15 protein-coding genes are annotated in these 19,558 nt (G+C 55.7%); 5 read left to right on the forward strand and 10 right to left on the reverse strand.

Features of this window, described 5'->3' with window-relative positions:
* The first annotated feature begins 129 nt into the window (after positions 1–129).
* The 4 genes from pncB to aspC all read left to right on the forward strand — a co-directional run bounded on the left by pncB (position 130) and on the right by aspC (position 5,987).
* Positions 130–1,332 carry a nicotinate phosphoribosyltransferase gene (gene pncB / locus INF73_RS09485; RefSeq protein ID WP_028012585.1) on the forward strand — a complete coding sequence of 401 codons (1,203 nt, stop codon included), beginning with the start codon at positions 130–132 and terminating at the stop codon, positions 1,330–1,332.
* Positions 1,333–1,499: 167 nt separating this feature from the next.
* On the forward strand, positions 1,500–2,900 hold the full coding sequence (gene asnS, locus INF73_RS09490) for an asparagine--tRNA ligase (RefSeq protein WP_028012584.1): 1,401 nt from the start codon (positions 1,500–1,502) through the stop codon (positions 2,898–2,900).
* 605 nt (positions 2,901–3,505) lie between these two features.
* A complete protein-coding gene (locus INF73_RS09495) occupies positions 3,506–4,612 on the forward strand; it encodes a porin (RefSeq protein ID WP_028012583.1) in 1,107 nt (368 codons plus the stop codon).
* Between the two features lie 184 nt (positions 4,613–4,796).
* Positions 4,797–5,987, forward strand: coding sequence for an aspartate transaminase (aspC, locus tag INF73_RS09500; RefSeq protein WP_008499949.1), 1,191 nt, complete (start codon positions 4,797–4,799; stop codon positions 5,985–5,987).
* A gap of 48 nt (positions 5,988–6,035) precedes the next feature.
* Here aspC and INF73_RS09505 read toward each other — a convergent pair whose 3' ends face one another.
* From INF73_RS09505 to cmoM, 7 genes are all read right to left on the reverse strand, one after another.
* Complete coding sequence (locus INF73_RS09505) at positions 6,036–6,683, reverse strand: MBL fold metallo-hydrolase (RefSeq protein WP_049136519.1); 648 nt, start codon at positions 6,681–6,683, stop codon at positions 6,036–6,038.
* Between the two features lie 20 nt (positions 6,684–6,703).
* The gene (locus INF73_RS09510) at positions 6,704–7,255 is read right to left on the reverse strand and encodes a YcbK family protein (protein WP_028012580.1); all 552 of its coding nucleotides are present in this window, start codon (positions 7,253–7,255) and stop codon (positions 6,704–6,706) included.
* Positions 7,256–7,429: 174 nt separating this feature from the next.
* Positions 7,430–9,253 carry a L,D-transpeptidase gene (gene ldtD / locus INF73_RS09515; protein ID WP_192985903.1) on the reverse strand — a complete coding sequence of 608 codons (1,824 nt, stop codon included), beginning with the start codon at positions 9,251–9,253 and terminating at the stop codon, positions 7,430–7,432.
* 178 nt (positions 9,254–9,431) lie between these two features.
* Positions 9,432–13,883: a chromosome partition protein MukB gene (gene mukB, locus INF73_RS09520; RefSeq protein WP_193540387.1), complete on the reverse strand. Its 4,452-nt coding sequence runs from the start codon at positions 13,881–13,883 to the stop codon at positions 9,432–9,434.
* Complete coding sequence (gene mukE / locus INF73_RS09525; protein ID WP_008499954.1) at positions 13,883–14,587, reverse strand: chromosome partition protein MukE; 705 nt, start codon at positions 14,585–14,587, stop codon at positions 13,883–13,885. Before mukE ends, mukB begins: the two co-directional genes overlap by 1 nt.
* Positions 14,568–15,890, reverse strand: coding sequence for a chromosome partition protein MukF (gene mukF / locus INF73_RS09530; RefSeq protein WP_041910621.1), 1,323 nt, complete (start codon positions 15,888–15,890; stop codon positions 14,568–14,570). Before mukF ends, mukE begins: the two co-directional genes overlap by 20 nt.
* Positions 15,891–15,893: 3 nt before the next feature.
* Entirely contained in the window at positions 15,894–16,673 is a 780-nt protein-coding gene (cmoM, locus tag INF73_RS09535; protein WP_028012576.1) for a tRNA uridine 5-oxyacetic acid(34) methyltransferase CmoM, read from the reverse strand.
* Between the two features lie 124 nt (positions 16,674–16,797).
* On the opposite strand from cmoM, the gene elyC reads away from it, so the two are divergent.
* Positions 16,798–17,577, forward strand: a complete 780-nt coding sequence (gene elyC / locus INF73_RS09540) for an envelope biogenesis factor ElyC (RefSeq protein ID WP_028012575.1) — start codon at positions 16,798–16,800, stop codon at positions 17,575–17,577.
* Here the strand turns inward: elyC and INF73_RS09545 are convergent.
* The 3 genes from INF73_RS09545 to ycaR form a co-directional block, all read right to left on the reverse strand.
* Positions 17,554–18,447 (reverse strand): YcbJ family phosphotransferase, encoded by an 894-nt coding sequence (locus INF73_RS09545; protein ID WP_193066713.1) that lies wholly within the window; start codon positions 18,445–18,447, stop codon positions 17,554–17,556. The genes elyC and INF73_RS09545 overlap by 24 nt on opposite strands.
* Positions 18,448–18,588: 141 nt before the next feature.
* A complete protein-coding gene (gene kdsB / locus INF73_RS09550; protein ID WP_028012573.1) occupies positions 18,589–19,335 on the reverse strand; it encodes a 3-deoxy-manno-octulosonate cytidylyltransferase in 747 nt (248 codons plus the stop codon).
* Positions 19,332–19,514 (reverse strand): protein YcaR, encoded by a 183-nt coding sequence (ycaR, locus tag INF73_RS09555; RefSeq protein ID WP_006174474.1) that lies wholly within the window; start codon positions 19,512–19,514, stop codon positions 19,332–19,334. The genes kdsB and ycaR overlap by 4 nt, the downstream gene beginning before the upstream one ends.
* Between the last annotated feature and the right edge of the window lie 44 nt (positions 19,515–19,558).

The raw sequence follows: 19,558 nt of genomic DNA on the forward strand, positions 1-19,558 counted from the left end.
GCACGAAATGCTCTCGACCATAAAGTGTGCTTATGTTGTGATCGGGGTTCAATAAATCACTAAACAAGGTATACTCCGGAGTTGTTTATTGTACTAAACGCTCCCGTGAGAGGATGCTACAGCGCACCTATGACTCAATTCGCTTCTCCGGTTCTGCATACGTTGCTGGATACCGACGCGTATAAACTGCATATGCAGCAAGCCGTTTTCCACCATTACTATGACGTTCACGTCGCGGCGGAATTCCGCTGCCGTGGTGACGACTTGCTCGGTATCTACGCAGACTCCATTCGTGAACAGGTCGATGCGATGCAGCATCTGGCGCTCACCGATGACGAATATCAGTGGCTTTCTGGCCTGCCTTTCTTTAAAGCGGACTATCTGAACTGGCTGCGCGACTTCCGCTATAAGCCTGAACAGGTCAGCGTGACCAACGAGAACGGCAAGCTGGATATTCGTCTTGAAGGTCCGTGGCGGGAAGTGATCATGTGGGAAGTGCCGCTTCTGGCCGTCATCAGCGAGCTGGCTCACCGCTACCGTTCGCCTGAAACGGGCGTCGAACAGGCGGTCGCCTCGCTGGAGAACAAACTTGAGGCATTCTCAACGCTGACCGAAGGGCTGGATATGTCCCGCTTCCGCCTGATGGATTTCGGCACCCGTCGCCGCTTCTCTCGCGAGGTTCAGCAGGCTATCGTTGAACGTCTGCAGCAGGAGTCGTGGTTCGTGGGTACCAGCAACTACGATTTGGCGCGTCGCCTCAACCTGACGCCAATGGGCACCCAGGCGCACGAGTGGTTCCAGGCGCATCAGCAAATTAGCCCGGACCTGGCTAACAGCCAGCGTGCGGCGCTGGCTGCGTGGCTTGAAGAGTACCCGAATCTACTCGGGATCGCCCTGACCGACTGTATTACGATGGATGCCTTCCTGCGCGACTTTGGTCCCGAGTTCGCTGAGCGTTACCAGGGGTTACGCCACGACTCCGGGGATCCGGTTGAATGGGGCGAAAAGGCGATTGCTCATTACCAAAAACTCGGCATTGACCCGATGAGCAAGGTGCTGGTCTTCTCCGATAATCTCGACCTGGCAAAAGCCGTCGAACTGTATCGTCATTTCAATGCCAGAATTAATCTGGGCTTCGGGATCGGTACCCGGTTGACCTGCGACATTCCTCAGGTAAAACCTCTGAATATCGTGATAAAGCTGGTGGAATGTAACGGCAAGCCGGTGGCAAAGCTCTCCGACAGCCCGGGTAAAACCATCTGCCATGACAAAGCGTTTGTTCGCGCATTGCGCAAAGCGTTCGATCTCCCCCAGATCAAAAAAGCCAGTTAAGCGCTTACGGGAGCCTTCAGGGCTCCCTTCCCTTATTTATTTCTCAATTCTTCTCTTTTGACTGCGAAATTTACTTGTCTGATAGCGGTTGGCAGGTAACATAGATATCCCCCCGTCTTGGGGTGGACAAGTGTTTATTTTTTCCGACTATTAACAGAGAGAATATTATGAGCGTTGTGCCTGTAGCCGACGTACTCCAGGGCCGTGTCGCCGTTGACCAGGAGGTCACCGTGCGCGGATGGGTGCGTACTCGCCGAGATTCTAAAGCTGGCATCTCCTTCCTTGCCGTCTATGACGGTTCCTGCTTTGATCCTGTACAGGCCGTCATTAATAATTCTCTGCCCAATTACAATGATGACGTTCTGCGCCTGACGACGGGTTGTTCCGTTATCGTCACCGGTGTGGTCGTGGCATCTCCGGGCCAGGGCCAGAGTTTCGAGATCCAGGCCTCTGCCATTGAAGTGACCGGCTGGGTTGAAGATCCGGACACCTACCCGATGGCGGCTAAACGTCACAGCATTGAATACCTGCGTGAAGTCGCACACCTGCGTCCGCGTACCAACCTGATTGGTGCGGTGGCTCGCGTGCGCCATACGCTGGCCCAGGCGCTGCATCGCTTCTTCGATGAGCAGGGGTATTTCTGGGTGTCTACCCCGCTGATCACCGCGTCCGATACGGAAGGCGCAGGCGAAATGTTCCGCGTCTCGACGCTGGACATGGAAAACCTGCCGCGCACGCCGGAAGGTAAAGTCGACTACGACAAAGACTTCTTTGGTAAAGAAGCCTTCCTGACGGTATCCGGCCAGCTCAACGGCGAAACCTACGCCTGTGCGCTGTCTAAGATCTATACCTTCGGCCCAACCTTCCGCGCCGAAAACTCCAACACCAGCCGCCACCTGGCGGAGTTCTGGATGCTGGAGCCGGAAGTGGCGTTTGCCGATCTGAATGACGTTGCAGGTCTCGCAGAAGCGATGCTGAAGTACGTCTTCAAAGCGGTGCTGGAAGAGCGTCCTGACGACATGAAGTTCTTCGCTGAACGCGTAGACAGCGATGCTGTGGCACGTCTGGAGCGTTTCGTCTCTGCCGACTTTGCACAGGTGGACTATACCGATGCGGTAGCGATCCTTGAGAAATGCGGTGAGAAGTTTGAGAACCCGGTTTACTGGGGCGTCGATCTGGCGTCTGAGCACGAACGCTATCTCGCCGAGAAACATTTCAAAGCGCCGGTTGTCGTTAAAAACTACCCGAAAGACATTAAGGCCTTCTATATGCGCCTTAACGAAGACGGGAAAACCGTGGCAGCGATGGACGTACTGGCGCCGGGCATCGGTGAAATCATTGGTGGTTCTCAGCGTGAAGAGCGTCTTGACGTGCTTGACGCGCGCATGGCAGAGATGGGGCTCAACCCTGCGGACTACAGCTGGTATCGCGATCTGCGCCGTTATGGCACCGTTCCGCACGCTGGGTTCGGTCTAGGCTTCGAGCGTCTGATCGCCTACGTTACCGGCGTTCAGAACGTGCGTGACGTAATTCCGTTCCCGCGTACACCACGCAACGCCAGCTTCTAAGCAACGCAACAGACAATGGCCAGCATTTGCTGGCCATTATTTTATTCTGCCCTGTCAGTTTTTGTCAGCGTAAAGTCAGCGTTTTTAAACCACTACCCCGTCACAACCGCTACTTGTTACGTTTTGTTTCCGCGAAATATCCAGCCACAAAAAATTAACCTCATTCTTATTGCGATTACTACATCCTGAAGTAATAGCACAAATTTCAACCAATTTTTCAGCCATCCAGAAGTCTTTATTGGGTCATAAGAAAAAACGAGTCGTTTAACATTCGTTTATAGGAATTGCCTTTATCCAAATTAATCATAAGGAATTCATATATATAGGAAACAAACCGATGCTTAATTCGCCAGGGGGTTCTGAAATTTGAGATGGTTCACAAAGTTCCCAAAAATACACATTTAGTTACACATATTTTCTTTCTGTAACTCAATCTTGAGAATTGTAGCACTTTCAGGCTAGCGAAACGCTTCGGTGAATGGAAAGATGCCTGTCAGATACATAAAGACACCAAACTCTCATCAATAGTTCCGGAAATATTTATTGACAGAATTTATTGACGGCAGTGGCGAGTGTCATAAAAAAACCAATGAGGGTAATAAATAATGATGAAGCGCAATATTCTGGCAGTGGTAATCCCTGCCCTGCTGGTAGCCGGTGCAGCTAACGCTGCAGAAATCTATAACAAGAACGGCAACAAACTGGACTTCTACGGTAAAGTTAACGCCGAGCACGATTTCGTGACCTCCGGCGATGACACTAACAATAACGACGCTACCTACGCGCAGATCGGTTTCAAAGGCGAAACTCAGATCAACGACCAGCTGACCGGTTACGGCCAGTGGGAATACCGCTTCATGGCTAACCAGGCTGAGAACACCGCTCAGGCTAACAAAAACCGTCTGGCCTTTGCTGGTCTGAAAGCGGGCGACGCTGGCAGCATCGACTACGGTCGTAACTACGGTATCGTATACGACGTTGAGTCATACACCGATATGGCGCCGTCCTTCTCCGGTATGACCTGGGGCGGTAACTACGTTGATAACTTTATGACCAGCCGCAGCACCGGCCTGCTGACCTACCGTAACAGCGATTTCTTCGGTCTGGTTGACGGTCTGAGCCTGGGCGTACAGTACCAGGGTAAAAATGACCGTGCTGACGTTAAAACCTCTAACGGTGACGGCGTAGGTTACTCCCTGGGTTACGACTTCGGTGAAGGCTTCGGTGCAATCGCATCTTACAGCAACGCTAACCGTACTCTGAACCAGAAAGCTGATGGCCAGGGTGATAAAGCTGAAGCATGGGGCGTGGGTCTGAAATACGACGCTAACAACCTCTACCTGGCAACTACCTATGCAGAAACCCGTAACACCACCCGTACCGGTTCTAGCGGTGATGCAGGTTTTGCTAACAAAACTCAGAACTTCGAAGTGGTTGCTCAGTACCAGTTCGACTTCGGCCTGCGTCCAGCAATCTCCTACGTGCAGACCAAAGGTAAAGACCTGGCTGCCGTCGGCGGCTTCAGCGGTGGCGATGCAGACCTGGCTAAATTCATCCAGGTTGGTACCACTTACTACTTCAACAAAAACTTCAACGTGTGGGCTGACTACTACATCAACCTGCTGGATAAAGACACCGACTACGCGAAAGCTGTTGGCGGTCTGAACGGCAACGACGATATGGCTGCTGTGGGTGTAACCTACCAGTTCTAATCAGAACACCTCTTTGTTATATGCATAAAGAACAGGGCTTCGGCCCTGTTTTTTTATGCCTGACAGAAAATAATGGCGACTTTTGAAAAGCCGCACGCTTTTCGTCGCAAACGGTTGGCATTTTGTAAATCTACCGTTAACCTGATAGCGGATTTCACTTCTGTAATCACAATGGAACTTCGTCATGTTTGAGAACATTACCGCCGCTCCTGCCGACCCTATTCTGGGCCTGGCCGATCTGTTTCGTGCCGACGACCGCCCTGGCAAAATCAACCTGGGTATTGGTGTATATAAAGATGAAACCGGCAAAACTCCGGTACTGACCAGCGTTAAGAAAGCTGAGCAGTATCTGCTGGAAAATGAAACCACCAAAAACTACCTCGGTATTGATGGTATTCCTGAATTTGGTCGCTGCACCCAGGAGCTGCTGTTTGGTAAAGGCAGCGCAATTGTGAGTGACAAACGTGCCCGCACGGCACAGACCCCTGGCGGTACCGGCGCGCTGCGCGTGGCGGCGGATTTCCTTGCGAAAAACACCTCTGTGAAGCGTGTATGGGTGAGCAATCCAAGCTGGCCGAACCACAAGAGCGTCTTTAACTCTGCGGGCCTGGAAGTGCGTGAATATGCTTACTACGACGCGGCCAATCACTCTCTGGACTTTGACGGCCTGCTGGCAAGCCTGAGCGAAGCGCAGGCGGGTGACGTGGTGCTGTTCCACGGCTGCTGCCACAACCCAACCGGTATCGATCCAACGCTTGAGCAGTGGGAACACCTGGCGAAGCTGTCCGTAGAAAAAGGCTGGCTGCCGCTGTTTGACTTTGCTTACCAGGGCTTCGCCCGCGGTCTGGAAGAAGATGCCGAAGGCCTGCGCGCGTTCGCAGCCGTGCATCAGGAACTGATCGTTGCAAGCTCCTACTCCAAGAACTTTGGTCTGTACAATGAACGTGTAGGCGCCTGTACGCTGGTTGCGGCTAACGATGAGACCGTCGATCGCGCGTTTAGCCAGATGAAATCCGTTATCCGCGCAAACTACTCTAACCCGCCGGCACACGGTGCGTCTGTTGTTGCGACCATTCTGAGCAACGATGCGCTGCGCGCGATTTGGGAACAAGAGCTGAACGATATGCGTCAGCGTATCCAGCGCATGCGCCTGCTGTTTGTGAACACCCTGGCTGAGAAAGGCGCTGACCGCGACTTCAGCTTCATCATCAAACAGAACGGTATGTTCTCGTTCAGCGGCCTGACCAAAGAGCAGGTTCTGCGTCTGCGTGAAGAGTTTGGCGTATACGCCGTAGCCTCTGGCCGCGTAAACGTTGCAGGCATGACCCCTGACAACATGGCGCCACTGTGCGAAGCGATTGTCGCCGTCCTGTAATTTGCGCTCACAAAAAAGCCTGCGTTAAGCAGGCTTTTTTTATGCTGGTTACCAGACAGGCATTTCATCCTGAAGGAACGGGTTATGGAGCCGTTCATAGCCCAGCGTCGATATCGGACCGTGTCCAGGGATAAACGTAACGTCATCACCCAGCGGCAATAACTTCTGTTTAATCGACTGAATCAGCTGCCCGTGATCGCCGCGCGGAAAATCGCTGCGTCCTACACCACCTTTGAAAATCACATCGCCGGAAATCAGCAGACGGGACTGGTCGTCAAAGAAGACGATATGGCCTGGCGTATGCCCAGGACAATGCAACACCTGTAAAGTCACATTCCCTACGTTAACGCGCTCTCCTTCGTTCAGCCAGCGATCGGGCGTCAATGGCAGACACTCATCAAGGCCAAACATGCGGCTTTGGGCGGGTAACCCCTGCAGCCAGAACTCATCTTCTTTTTCCGGGCCAATAATCGGCACACCGTAGTGTTTAGCCAGTTCAGCCGCTGCGCCTACGTGGTCGAGGTGACCATGCGTCAGTAAAATCTGCATCAGCGTCACGCCGCTGTCGGCAACGTCCTGCTTGATTTTCTCAGCGTCACCGCCGGGATCGACAAGCGCGGCCAGTTTGGTTTGCTCGCACCAGATTAATGAACAGTTCTGGGAGAACGCGGTAACCGGAATAATACGATAGTTCATACTGCTCCTGTGTTTCGTTATTACCAGTGCCGAACCGGCCCGGTATCAATATGCACAAAGTTGCTACGTGGGTAATATCCTACACCACCCGCGCGCATAGATAACGCGGCTTTGCGAATATTGGCTAACGAAACGCCTTCAATGTGGAAATCCATTGCCTGTCCCTTCGTGTGGTAGCTTTTTTTCGCTACCCCACGGCTATGGGCGCGCAGTTCATTGTTGGTATCAATTGAGCGATAACCAGAAATAAGCTGCACCGGCTTGCTGGTGCCCAGCAGGCCCTGAAGGCGGAAAAGCTGATCAAACAGTCCTGGGTCGATGGCTTTTACTTTATTCGCGCGGAAATCACGGAAAAAATGGTTGAGTCTTGCTAATTCATCCTGAATATAGCCTCTGCCATCGAAAAACTCCGCTTTTAGCGACTCACCGGTGTGAAGATTGCTGAGCGTTAAAACGCGCGGACGAGGTGTCGAGAGGGTGGCAAATGCTGGCGTCGGTAAGATGGCCGCTGCGCCAAGCGCAACACCACCTAACGCCAGCAGCTTGCGGCGATTAGCGTCAAATTTGTCCATGATAATCAGGTCTACAGGTCAAGGAAATCGTAATATGCTTAGCGCACGAAGGGCACCTTAACTGGCAAAACAGGGTACGTCAAGGCGCCTAACCCCAGTGAATACGCGGCTTACAGCGATATTGGCCCCGATTCACCATAACTTACGACAATCATTTTTCCCGAACTACTTCATTTACCTGATTAATTGTTCCGCTTTTGGCAAAATTTGTGCGCCGGATCGCGCGGTGAGATCATAATTGTAAATATCTGTACGGTACTGCGTGCGACCGTCTTCACCCACAAACGCTGTCAGATAATAAAGATTAACCGGAATGTTGTGGCGAATATTCACGTAGCGCGTATCACCCTGCTTCAGGGCGTCAGAAATACGCGTATCGTTCCAGCCCGCATCCTGCAGCAGCATGTTGGCCAGCTCCGAGGCTTTATTCACGCGCACGCAGCCTGAACTCAGTGCCCGGGTATCTTTCTGGAACAGATTGTGGTTCGGCGTATCGTGCAGATAGATAGCATCTGAACTTGGCATGTTGAATTTGTAGCGCCCCAGCGAGTTATGCGCTCCGGGAGCCTGCTGGAAGCGGAACGGCAGGTTGGAGGCCGTGATCGTCGACCAGTCGACCATATAAGGATCGATCGCCTCTTTACTGTTCCAGCCACGCATGACCGTATAGCCGTGACGTTCCAGATAACCCGGATCGTTCCAGACCTTAGGCAGAATGTCCTTACGCGCCAGCGTCGGCGGCACATTCCACGGCGGGTTAACCACCACGTTATTTAACGCGCTGCTCATCATCGGCGTTTTGCGATCCGGACGCCCGACAATCACGCGCGAGGCCAGCTTCTCGCTACCATCCTGATAATAAACCAGTGAATAGGCAGGGATATTGACCATAATGCCGGTAGACAGCGTGCCCGGCAGCAAACGCAAACGCTGAATATTAAGCGCCAGCACCCCGGCCCGCTGCGCAGGCGATACGTTAAGCCAGTCACGCGTTGAAGGTCCAATGACGCCATCGGCTCCCAGCCCTTGAGCGGCCTGGAACTGTTTAACCGCGGCGACCAGCTCGCGATCGTAAGCCTCGGGCTTATTGCTCAGGGTAGTGGCCTTGTTCTCTTTTATGGGCGCTGACGGGCTGACCACCGCGCTTTGCGGATCGTCGCCCGGCAGGGCAATGTTCGGCCCGCCATCAAGAATACCGGAGCGTTTAAGGATCTCGCGCAGGGCTGGCACATCGCTGCTCCACTGACCCGGACGCAGCGTTGCGGTCCCCCGCATTTGCGGCCATGGACGCGAGTCCCCCACCAGCGCGAGGAGCGACTGGTGCATCGTGGCATACTGTGGATGCGCCGGCGCGAGGCTGGCAATGAAGCGCGGCAGATCGCCGTTATCCAGCGCTAATTGCCACTGGTTAATCACCGACAGGGCTGGCGTCGCCAGCTTATAGGGCCTATCGCTGTACAGCCAGCGGTTGCCATTGACCGGAATACCCGCCACAAACTGCAGGTAACCCATCATGGCATCGGAAAGGACCACGTCCCGCGCCTGACCGGTGACGGCAGGATCGGTTAACAGCTCAACCCACTTCGTAAACTGCGGCTGGAATCCCGCAATCGCCACTTCCGCCAGCTGTTGCTGGAAGGCGCGCACGGCATCACGATTTTCCCACATGGGTTTCATATCGCGGGCAGCATAAAGCAGCGTGAGCTGATTGATATAGGCAGGCGTGTAGCCTGCAGGCAGGCCTGTCTGGAGCTGCTGGCTGAGCGATTCAACGTCGATGCCTTCCGGCAGCGGCTTAATCCCGGCCATGATGGCCGTAGCCGTAGACTGTTCCAGCGGCTGAGACAATGACGTCGGCTGCGCGCCTGTCGTTGCGGTGCTGTCAGTCGGCACAATTTCAGGCTCGTCGGCCTGGGCGGTTAACAGTGGAGCAAACATCACTGCCAGACATAAACTCAGCGCTGACAGCTGACGACCACATTCTTTCTTTAGCAACATCCCTTGCCCCCTGTTTTCACGACATGCCCATCACGGTGGGGCTTTCTTTTATTATAGGTAGACGACAACTCTGTTGCCTTACCTTATGTAAAGAAGTTTAAAGATAACGCAGCCCTGAACACAAGTTAAGAGAATAAAAAAAGCGGCGCTTCTGCGCCGCTCTTTGTAACAAAACGCCTCAGGAAGCGTCCGCCGTGGTTTCCGGCAATGATTCCGGCGGCTGCGGCGCAAAGCCACGCAGCCCGACAACGTGCACGTGTTCGCTGTTCTGGAACACTTTACGCACCAGCTTATAGGTGGTGCCTTTTTCAGGGCTGATGTTTTCCGGTGCCGCAATGATGAGCTGCATATCGAGACGTTCGCAAAGCTCAAACAGCGTGGCAATCGAGCGGGCATCAAGACGCGCCGCTTCATCGAGGAACAGCAGTCGGCATGGGGAGATGTCTTTCCCGCGCAGGCGGCGCGCTTCATCTTCCCAGCTCTGCACCACCATCACCAGAATCGACATCCCGGTACCAATCGCTTCACCGGTCGACAGCGCTCCGGATTCCGCACGCAGCCAGCCGTCTGAACCACGGTTTACCTCAACTTCCATTTCCAGGTAGTTACGATAGTCCAGCAGCTCTTCACCGATGGTTTGCGGCGTACGCTGGCCCATATCAATCTGCGGATTCAGGCGCTGATACAGCTTCGCCAGCGCTTCGGAGAAGGTCAGACGGTTGCTGTTGAACAGATCCTGATGCTGCTCGTGCTGCTCAGAGAGCACTTCCAGCAGCGTCGCGTGGGCTTCACGCACGTTGACGTTAAGACGCACGCTGTTGACCTGACCAAACGAGACGCTCTGCAGCCCCTGGTTCAGCTGGCGGATACGGTTCTGCTCGCGCTGAATGGTTTTGCGAATGATATTCGCCACGCTGCGGGAGCTGATCGCCAGCTTCTGCTCGCGGGAGGTCAGCTCTTCCGTCAGGCGGCCCAGCTCAATTTCCATCTGTTCGATGGCTTCGACCGGATCGTCGGTACGGATAATGTCCTGACGAATACGCTCGCGCAGGTGCTGATAAACCGCAACGAAGAACTGAATTTTACGTTCAGGACGTTTCGGATCCTCTGACATGCGCAGCACATCGCGCAGGTGTTCGTTATCCGCCACCGCCAGACGCAGCGCACCCAGCGCCTTATCCGACATCGAACGCAGCTCATCGGCAGAAAGGTATGCCAGCTCGCGACGGTGCAGGCGACGTTCAACGTTGTTGTCTTTCACCATCCGCATCACAGCGCACCAGCCCGCTTTCGCCGTCACGACCTGCTCGCGCATTTCATGATAGTCGCGCTCCAGCTTGCGCAGGCGGCGGGTCAGGTTATCCATTTCCGCTTCGCAGAAGGTGAGCGCTTTTTCCAGCTGATTACGACGCGCGCGGTTATTGCTGAGCTGGCTATGCAGCTCATCACGACGAATGCGCGCGCGCTCTTCCGCCCCGCTGTCGGCACGAACGCCAATGTCCTGCAGCTCTTTCTGCAGGTCGTTTAACAGCTCTTTCTTGGTGTCGAAGGAGCTTTTCAGCGAGGCCAGCACCTGGTTGTACTGGTTCAGCTGAGCGGAGTGGCTGCGCATCGCTTCGCGAGCGCGGGTACGTTCCGCTTCCGCCTGCTCAAGGCGCTGGCGCAGTTTTTCATTCAGGTCGCTGTTACCGCTCAGCATTTCAGCCGAATCGGAGTAGCCGAAGTGCGCACGACGCTGCACCACTTCCGTCAGGGCAAACGCCTGCTGACGCGCTTCGCGCTGCACCTGCTGCGACCAGGCATAATCTTCTTTTAACTGCTCGAACTGTTCCGGGTCGCTCTGCAGTACAGACACGACGGGCTCCAGCTTCGCCAGCTGGTTGCCGTGCTGCTGCACGAAGCGCGCGGCTTCCTGGGCTTCATCCAGACGTTCCTGGATCTCATCCACGCGGTCGGCCAGCGTGTCATCAGCCAGCAGGTTCAGGCGCGGCAGAATGCGGTTAAGGGCAGCGACGCCCTCTTTCGCCTGTTCGAACTGGACGCGGCTCTGCTGGTTGTCACTTTCATGACTGGCAATCGCGCGCTCCAGCTCGCCACGGCGGGTGTTGAGCTTGCGGATTTCCGCTTCCGGGTCGGCTTCAAACGCCACGCCCAGATGGCTGCCGATAAAGCGGCTGAACGCCTGGTGCAGACGCTGGGTTTTCTGTACGTCAAACGACAGAGTGGCAAAGCGTTCAGACAGCGTTTCACGCTCGGCGTGCAGGCTTTCGATGCGGCTTTCGCGCGCGGCGCGGCCAAACAGCGGCAGCTCCGGGAAGCGGGAGTAACGCCACTGGCGATCGGCGATTTTCACCACCACCGCTTTTTCCAGCTCGTCAACGCTGAAAACGCTGTCATCGAACGACTGCGGATCCCCTTCGATCAGGTAGAGATCTTCCGGGCAATCTTCCAGCCCTGCGAGCTGCTCAGAAATCAGCGACAGATCCGGCACCACAATTGCGTTGCGGGACGGACCGTACAGCGCGGAGAAGTACGGCGCATCGTCCAGGCCAACGTCATCGTAAATCTCAGACAGCAGTACGCCGCCAAAACGCTCGGCTAACGTGTTCAGACGCGGATCTTCTGACCCGCCCGGCTGGCTTAAGCGCTCGATTTCTTCATCGACGTCACGCTTGCGGGCACCCACTTCGTCACGTTCAACAATGGCTTCGCGCTCGCGCTCCAGCAGCTGTTGCAGGTATTCGGTCACCTGCTGGCTGGATTCGAACTTCTCGCCGCACTGTTCGCTGAGCTGGTTCAGGCTGCTTTGCGCTGCCAGCCAGACCGGCGCACGCTGCAGGAGCGCCTTCGAACGGGACTGAAGCTGCTCCAGCTCCTGACGCAGCGTCATACGCTGTTCGCTGGCATTTGATACGGTATCGGACAGGGCCGCAATACGCGCTTCCAGCTCCTGATGCAGGGCCTCAAGCTCGTCGAAATCGTAATGTTTACCCTGACGCTTGCAGAACTCGGCCAGCAGACGCTCGGCTTCCTGCTGCTCGCGCAGACGCTGTTCCAGCTCGTTCAGGCGCATACGCAGCGGCTGCACCTGCTCGGCCAGATGGCGCTGGTTGACGCCGTCGCGCAGCAATTCACGGGCAACGTCCCAGGCTTCGCTACGCGCCAGCGGGCCGTTAATCGCAACTACCAGCTGATAAGCCTGTTCAAACTGGCTGTGCGCCGTTTGCGCGACGCTCATTTTCTGTTCAAGCGAGAGCAGTTTCTCGGTGGCTTCCTGCTCTTTGGCCTGGAAGGTGTCCAGCCACTCGTCGGCACTGTCCGGCGTCAGATCCGGCAGATGACACAGCTCTTTCGCACGCTGTAGCGCCTGCAGCGCCTGGTTGTACTGAATCGCACGCGTCTGCTGCACGTCCAGCGCCTGCTGGTAGTCCGCAAGCTGGCTTTTCAGCTCGTCCACTTCCAGCTCGGCGGCTTCGGCGCGGGCTTCGTTCTCTTCCTGCATCTCGGCGGCTTCGGCCACCACTTCATTCTGCTCTTCGAGACGAATTTGCAACTCATCCAGGTCCGCTTCGTAGCGTTCGATCTTTTCCTGCTGACGCAGCGCGGTCTGCACCAGGTTCAGGTGATCGCTGGCGGCCTGGTAGTCGGCTTCCAGATCGCCTTCGGCACCGTTGTGCTCACCCAGCTCGCGCGCCATTTCGACGTGCTTGTACTGCTCGGCCACCAGCTGTTTACGGGAGGTAAACAGCTCGCGGCGATATTCTAATGCCTGAGCGAGATGGACGCGGCGCTCGTTGGCGTGGCGCATGTAGTCCGCCGCCACGTAGTTGGTCGCTTCACTGATCAGGTGTTTAAACAGGTCGCGGTCAGACTGGGTAACGCGAATCGCTTCCAGCGTCATGCGGTTTTCACGCAGTGCCGCCTCCATGTCCTGGAAGGCCTTACGCACGCCGCTGTTTTCCGGCAGCAGATAGTCACGCAGGGAACGGGTAATGGCGCTGGAGATACCGCCGTACAGGGACGCTTCGATCAGACGGTAGTATTTACTACGGTCTGAAGCGGTGCGCAGACGGCGCGCTACCACGCCCAGATCGAACATCAGGGAGTGGTAGTCGGTAATGGAGTTGAACTGCTTAAACTGCACCCCTTCGATGGCTTCAAGCTTGTCCTTCAGCTCCTGCAGCGTCAGGACGCGCGCCTGGCGTTCATTCAGCGTTTCCGTCAGCAGCGCGGTCGGCTGTACGGAGGTTGGCAGCCCCTGAATGGCGAACGGTTTGATATCCACTTTACGGTCGCGGCCGGCAACCTGTTGCAGACGTACGCCCACCACCACGCGCTGGTGACGAGAGTTGATGACGTCCAGCACGGAATAACAGACGCCCGCTTTCAGCTTACCGTGCAGGCCTTTATCGCGGGAGCCGCTTGTCGCGCCCGCTTCGGTGGTGTTACGGAAGTGAAGCAGCGTCAGGTCGGGGATCAGCGCCGTTACAAACGCCGCCATGGTGGTGGATTTACCTGCCCCGTTACCACCGGAGAGAGTCGTGACCAGCTCATCCAGATCGAAGGTTCGGGCAAAGAAGCCGTTCCAGTTAATCAGCGTCAGTGAGCGAAATTTACCGCGTTCAATCATTACTCTTCCTCCCCGCTATCCGGCAGATTCTCTTCATGCTCATCATTGAGCTGCAAATGGTTTTCCACCGGCATCGCTTCACCGTCGCGGATCATGCGAAGCTGCGCTTCACGCGCATCATCGCCCGCACGAACGTCGGCGCCGAAGCGGAAGACCGATTCCGTGATGCGGAATTTGCTGCTGTCGTGGCCCATAAACCAGACCATCCCCAGACGGCGCAGACGGTTCAGGGAAGAGCGAACCTTTTCCTGTAATTTCTGACGGTCAAGATCCGACCCCGTCGAACGGTTATTCACCAGCTTAAGCAGTTTGCTCTCATCCGCCAGCGTCAGCAGTTCATCGTACAGCTCCTGCTGGGTGAAGATGCCTTCATTTGCCAGGCGTTCCGGGCTGAGGTAGAGATAGCAAAGAATTTTGCCAACCATCATGTCCAGCTCGGAGAGCACGGAGCGCGGGATCAGGGTCGTGGAACGCGGGCGCAGATAGAAAAAGCCTTCCGGCGCGCGGATAAGCTCCACGTTATAGCGGGCGTAAAACTCTTCCAGGTACTCCTGGAAGTCCATCAAAAAGGCGTGATTATCCAGCTCGTCCAGGCCAATGTGACGACCGGCACGCAGCTGGCTGTCCAGCGCCGGAAATAACGGATTCGCCAGCGCCTGTGCCAGCTTAACTGGCATCACTTGTTCAATATTTGTCAATGACATGCGCCTGTACCTTGGCTCCGTAATCGTTAATTGGCTGCCACTTCGGCGGCAGTCCGGTGAAGTCTGCTTGCGCGATACCCAGGCGCACCGCCTGGTCTACCACAATGCGGGCAACGTCGAAGTGGCGCGCGCGCGGATATTGCGCCAGATAGTCGCGCACCACGAGCCCAAGATCCAGCGGCGCTTGTCTGGTTTTGTAGACGGCGAGCTGTTCTTCGATCATCGCCGCAAGTTGCTCACGAATTTCGTTGAATTCTTCGTACTCCAGATCCGGCGGCAGTTCACCGGTGACCTCTTCATCGCGCAGCGCCATCTCTTCGTCGCGCATATCCAACAGACGATCGGCATTGGCATAGGTCAGCGCCCACGGTGCATCAAAGTAGGTCTGTACCGACTGACGAAGACGCTGAGCAAAGACGCGGTTTTTATCCATATCAATCGCGGTACGGATAAATTTATGCACGTGGCGGTCATAGCCGATCCACAGATCGATCGACTGCTGGCCCCAGCTGATAATGCGGTCAAGTTTGCTCTGCAGATCAAACACCAGACGGTCGATAAAATGCAGATCGTCGTGCGCCAGGGTCGCATCCTGGATGCGCAGCAGGTTGGCCTGCAGCTTGTCCCCTGCGGCCTCCAGCGTATCCTGCAGCTCACGCAGCGTACCGGAGGTTTCTGACAATAAAAGTTCACAGCTGGAAATGGCCGCACGCCAGTCTTTGTTCAGCAGCTGCGCGATATCGTCTTTCACCTGCTGCTGCTGCTCATCCATCAGACGTTGAGTGAGATCGATACTGTCGAAAATCTCGGCCACCGAGTATTTCAGCGGCGCGTAAACGTTGCGGTGCCAGTGGAATTCGTCACCGTTTTCATCGGCCGCGTCGGCGGCACGTTTAAGCTCACCCGCCACGATCGACAGCTGCATGGAGAGACGCAGCGTGGAAAATTCGCGCTGGCGAATGTAGTAATCGGTGATGCCGATGCCCAGCGGCGTCAGGCGATAGATGGCGTTTCCTTCCGCCTGCTCGCTGGTAAAGCGGTTCAGCAGACGTTGACGCACCATATCGTTGATTGCGTTATTGGCACGCACGCTAATGGTTTCGCTGGTTTGCTCAAACGCATCACTGACGTGGCGGAACGCATCCACCAGTTCACCCTCGCTCATTTCACCATCCAACCGTTCGCCGTTCAGCGTGGCAACCGCCAGCAGGAAAGAGAGTCTGTCTACCGGCAGCGAGATGGAGAAATCGTTTTTCCTGGCCCAGGCAACCAGTTCGGGGACTGTCTGGGAAAATTCACTCATAGGTTATCCTTGCATCTGCGGCTTGTGCGCGGTGACGTGAATATAGCGGCCAAGGCTGACGAACGGCTCCTGGCGGCAATACCGCGTTTCTAATTCTGTTAAGGTGTCAAAACAGTCACGCTGTTTGTGTTTTTCACGCAGATAATCATGAAACACCCTGACGCCCGTCTTCCCGACGATCTGCCAGCCAATCTCTTCCAGCCAGCCGTAAACCTGCTGCGGATCGCGCGGATAGTCCGGGGAAAGCGTGCGTTTTTTCTTTTTCGGCATCCCGACCTGAACATAGTCGAAGTTCCCTGCCACCATGTTGTGCATCAGGAAGCCGTTAGCATTGTAGAACATCAGCGACAGCGTACCGCCCGGACGTAACATTGACCACAGGGTTTGTAACACGCTTTGCGGATCGGCAACCCACTCCAGCACCGCATGAAACAATATCAGATCAACCTGGGTTTCCAAATGCTGCGCGATGTCCTGAGCGGCGCATTGTATAAAATGCATGTTGTCGCTCACACCTTTCTCTTCTGCGGCACGCGTCGCGCGGGCGACCATTTCAGCAGAAAGATCGCAAAGCGTGACGTGATGACCGCGTTCAGCCATTTTTATCGCCGTCTGCCCTTCACCACCACCGGCGTCCAGCACGCGCAACGTTTGACCACCGAACGTCGCCAGAATAGTGTCCAGATCCTGCCAGAGGATCGTCTGACGGAGCTGCCCTTTCGTGGTGCCATAAATGTTGCGCGAAAACTTTTCCGCGATGTCATCAAAATTGCGATCCCGCATTGGGAGAGTTCCACTCGCTAACTGCAAAACCGCTATTTTGTCACACCCGCGCGGAGAATGAACCTCTCTGGTGTAATATCACCGGTAATCATCTGCTGTATGGTCAAAAAAGGAACCAAAAAGGATGCTTTTTACCCTTAAGAAATACGTTGGAGGGATGATGCTTCCCCTTCCGCTGCTGCTTATTATCATCGCGCTGGGGCTGGCGCTGGTGTGGTTTAGTCGCTTTCAGAAGAGTGGCAAAACGCTTATTACGTTCGGCTGGCTGGTCCTGCTGCTGCTGAGCCTGCAGCCAGTGGCGGATGGACTGCTGCGCCCCATCGAAAACAGGTACCCTACGTGGCAGGGAAACCAGAAAGTTGATTACATCGTTGTGCTGGGCGGCGGGTATACCTGGGACCCTGACTGGGCCCCCAGTTCGAACCTGATCAACAACAGCCTGCCGCGGCTAAACGAAGGTATTCGCCTGTGGCTGGCGAATCCGGGATCAAAAATGATCTTCACCGGCGCAGCGGCCAAAACCAACCCGGTGAGTACAGCTGAAGCGGGGGCCAGAATCGCGGAATCGCTCGGCGTACCGCGTTCCTCTATCATCACGCTGGACAGCCCAAAGGATACCGAGGAAGAGGCTGCCGCGGTGAAGCAGGCGATTGGCGATGTTCCGTTCTTACTGGTGACCTCCGCCTCGCACCTGCCAAGAGCGATGATTTTCTTCGAGAAGCAAGGTTTGCACCCGCTTCCCGCACCGGCAAACCAGATGGCCATCAGCGCGCCGCTCAACCCATGGGAACGGGTGATCCCCTCTCCGATGTGGTTGATGCATAGCGATCGCGTTGGCTACGAGACGCTCGGACGCCTCTGGCAGTGGCTGAAAGGCTCGTCAGGCGAGCCAGGGCAAGAGTGATTTAGCCGCCAGATCGAAGTTGGCGCGATTGAAACGTCCGGTGTTGACCAGCTGCGCCACTTCGTCCCAGAGCAGATAAAGCCAGCGACGCCAGAGAAACGCCTCTGCAACGGGCGCGCGTTGAAGGTAGTGCCACAGTAAACCTTCCGCCGCCCCGCTGTCGCTGAGCCTGAACAGCTCATATTCCCGCGGTGCCCAGAGCATGATCCCCGGCCCTAGCATCGCCAGGAGCTGATCGCTGCGGGAGTCTTTGAGCATACTGCGCAGAGTAAAATTGCCGTGGATCAGCACGCAGTTGTCGTTAAAGCCGTCGAACAGCGCCGGTAAGCACTCGCGGGTGCGAAACAGAATACGTTTGTCCTGCATGGTCAAACCGGTATTGTTGAACTGGTTAAGCGTCCCCCACAGCACTTCCACCCGCTGGCGATACCACAGCGGCCACAGGTTTTCCTGGGTGCTGTCAACCGGACCAACAAGCCCGCGGCTATCCTGTCGGTGCCAGGCCAGCAGCGCCTCAACAATCTGATCTTTCAGCTGTTCCCAGCGTTCCGGCGTACGCGCGGGCGCTTCAACCGGCACACCGCGTAAACGCTCAATCAGCAGTACGTCCGGGCCGGGATGTTCCTCGTGGGTCATCACGCCGTACACGGTCGGCATACGGACGGTTCCCTCCCGTGCCAGCATCGACATTTTCCAGGCAAGCTGCCTGGCCACGCCCGGTGACGAGAAGCTTTGTGCCATCAGCGGCATCGGGTTGCCCTGGCCGTCATACAACGACCAGAGCGCGGTATCGACCTTTTCACTCACGCATTCGACCCGGCTTAACTTCTCACCCAGCAGATGGCTAAGTTCGGCACGCAGCTGTTCCATATGAGATTACCCCCATTAAGACTACTGCTTTTATAATGAGCGCACAGCGTGAAGATGTCACCCGGAAGAGATCAATTAGGGTAAAGAAAGGGGAATTTGCGGGGAGAGGACATCCCTCCGAAAGGAGGGATGCAGGCGGGATTAGCGCAACTCGGCGCGGACGCGCTCAAGATCTTCCGGCGTATCAACGCCTGTTCCCGGTACTTCGCGGGCAACGGCAACGTGGATTTTTTCGCCATACCAGAGCACGCGAAGCTGCTCCAGCATTTCGATATGCTCCAGCGGGCTCGGCGCCCAGGCTACATAGCGGCGAATAAAGCCGGCGCGATAGCCGTAGATCCCAATATGACGCAGGAAAGAATCACCGATGGTCTCTTTAGAGAGCGCAAAGCGATCGCGATCCCACGGAATCGTAGCGCGGGAGAAATAGAGCGCATAGCCTTCGGCATCCATCACCACCTTCACCGCATTCGGATTGAATGCCTCTTCAGCGTGGTGAATAGGCACCGCGAGCGTCGCCATACCGACCTGACGCTGCGCCAGGTTTTCCGCCACCTGACGGATAATAACGGCCGGGATCATCGGCTCGTCGCCCTGCACGTTGACGATGACCGTATCGTCACTGAAACCACATTTCTCAACCACTTCCGCCAGACGCTCGGTGCCGGACTGGTGATCGGCGCGGGTCATGCACACCTCACCGCCTGCGGCCTCAACCGCACGGGCGACATCAGGATGATCGGTTGCAACGATAATGCGGTCGGCACCGGACTCACGCGCCCGCTCAAGGACATGCACAATCATCGGCTTGCCGTTGATATCTACCAGCGGTTTACCCGGCAGACGCGTTGAGGCATAACGTGCAGGAATAATGACAACAAAACTCATGGTTTGCTCTCTTCTGCCACCAGGGAACGGGCTTCATTTTCCAGCAGTACCGGAATGCCGTCACGCAGCGGGAAGGCCAGACTGTCCAGCTTGCAGATCAGCTCCTGTTTGTCCTGGCTGTAGTAGAGTTTGCCGTTGCATACCGGGCAGGCAATAATTTCAAGTAAACGGTGATCCATAGTTCCTCCGTATGGGTAATCGCTAAAGCTTAACACATTCCCTT

The sequence above is a fragment of the Enterobacter cloacae complex sp. P6RS genome (assembly GCF_014982245.1).
Taxonomy (GTDB): domain Bacteria; phylum Pseudomonadota; class Gammaproteobacteria; order Enterobacterales; family Enterobacteriaceae; genus Enterobacter; species Enterobacter bugandensis.

What these genes read in the sequence shown, in the direction of transcription:
- pncB (WP_028012585.1), top strand. Translation starts at nt 130, where the DNA reads ATGACTCAATTCGCTTCTCCGGTTCTGCATACGTTGCTGGATACCGAC.
- asnS (WP_028012584.1), top strand. Translation starts at nt 1,500, where the DNA reads ATGAGCGTTGTGCCTGTAGCCGACGTACTCCAGGGCCGTGTCGCCGTT.
- INF73_RS09495 (WP_028012583.1), top strand. Translation starts at nt 3,506, where the DNA reads ATGATGAAGCGCAATATTCTGGCAGTGGTAATCCCTGCCCTGCTGGTA.
- aspC (WP_008499949.1), top strand. Translation starts at nt 4,797, where the DNA reads ATGTTTGAGAACATTACCGCCGCTCCTGCCGACCCTATTCTGGGCCTG.
- INF73_RS09505 (WP_049136519.1), bottom strand. Translation starts at nt 6,683, where the DNA reads ATGAACTATCGTATTATTCCGGTTACCGCGTTCTCCCAGAACTGTTCA.
- INF73_RS09510 (WP_028012580.1), bottom strand. Translation starts at nt 7,255, where the DNA reads ATGGACAAATTTGACGCTAATCGCCGCAAGCTGCTGGCGTTAGGTGGT.
- ldtD (WP_192985903.1), bottom strand. Translation starts at nt 9,253, where the DNA reads ATGTTGCTAAAGAAAGAATGTGGTCGTCAGCTGTCAGCGCTGAGTTTA.
- mukB (WP_193540387.1), bottom strand. Translation starts at nt 13,883, where the DNA reads ATGATTGAACGCGGTAAATTTCGCTCACTGACGCTGATTAACTGGAAC.
- mukE (WP_008499954.1), bottom strand. Translation starts at nt 14,587, where the DNA reads ATGTCATTGACAAATATTGAACAAGTGATGCCAGTTAAGCTGGCACAG.
- mukF (WP_041910621.1), bottom strand. Translation starts at nt 15,890, where the DNA reads ATGAGTGAATTTTCCCAGACAGTCCCCGAACTGGTTGCCTGGGCCAGG.
- cmoM (WP_028012576.1), bottom strand. Translation starts at nt 16,673, where the DNA reads ATGCGGGATCGCAATTTTGATGACATCGCGGAAAAGTTTTCGCGCAAC.
- elyC (WP_028012575.1), top strand. Translation starts at nt 16,798, where the DNA reads ATGCTTTTTACCCTTAAGAAATACGTTGGAGGGATGATGCTTCCCCTT.
- INF73_RS09545 (WP_193066713.1), bottom strand. Translation starts at nt 18,447, where the DNA reads ATGGAACAGCTGCGTGCCGAACTTAGCCATCTGCTGGGTGAGAAGTTA.
- kdsB (WP_028012573.1), bottom strand. Translation starts at nt 19,335, where the DNA reads ATGAGTTTTGTTGTCATTATTCCTGCACGTTATGCCTCAACGCGTCTG.
- ycaR (WP_006174474.1), bottom strand. Translation starts at nt 19,514, where the DNA reads ATGGATCACCGTTTACTTGAAATTATTGCCTGCCCGGTATGCAACGGC.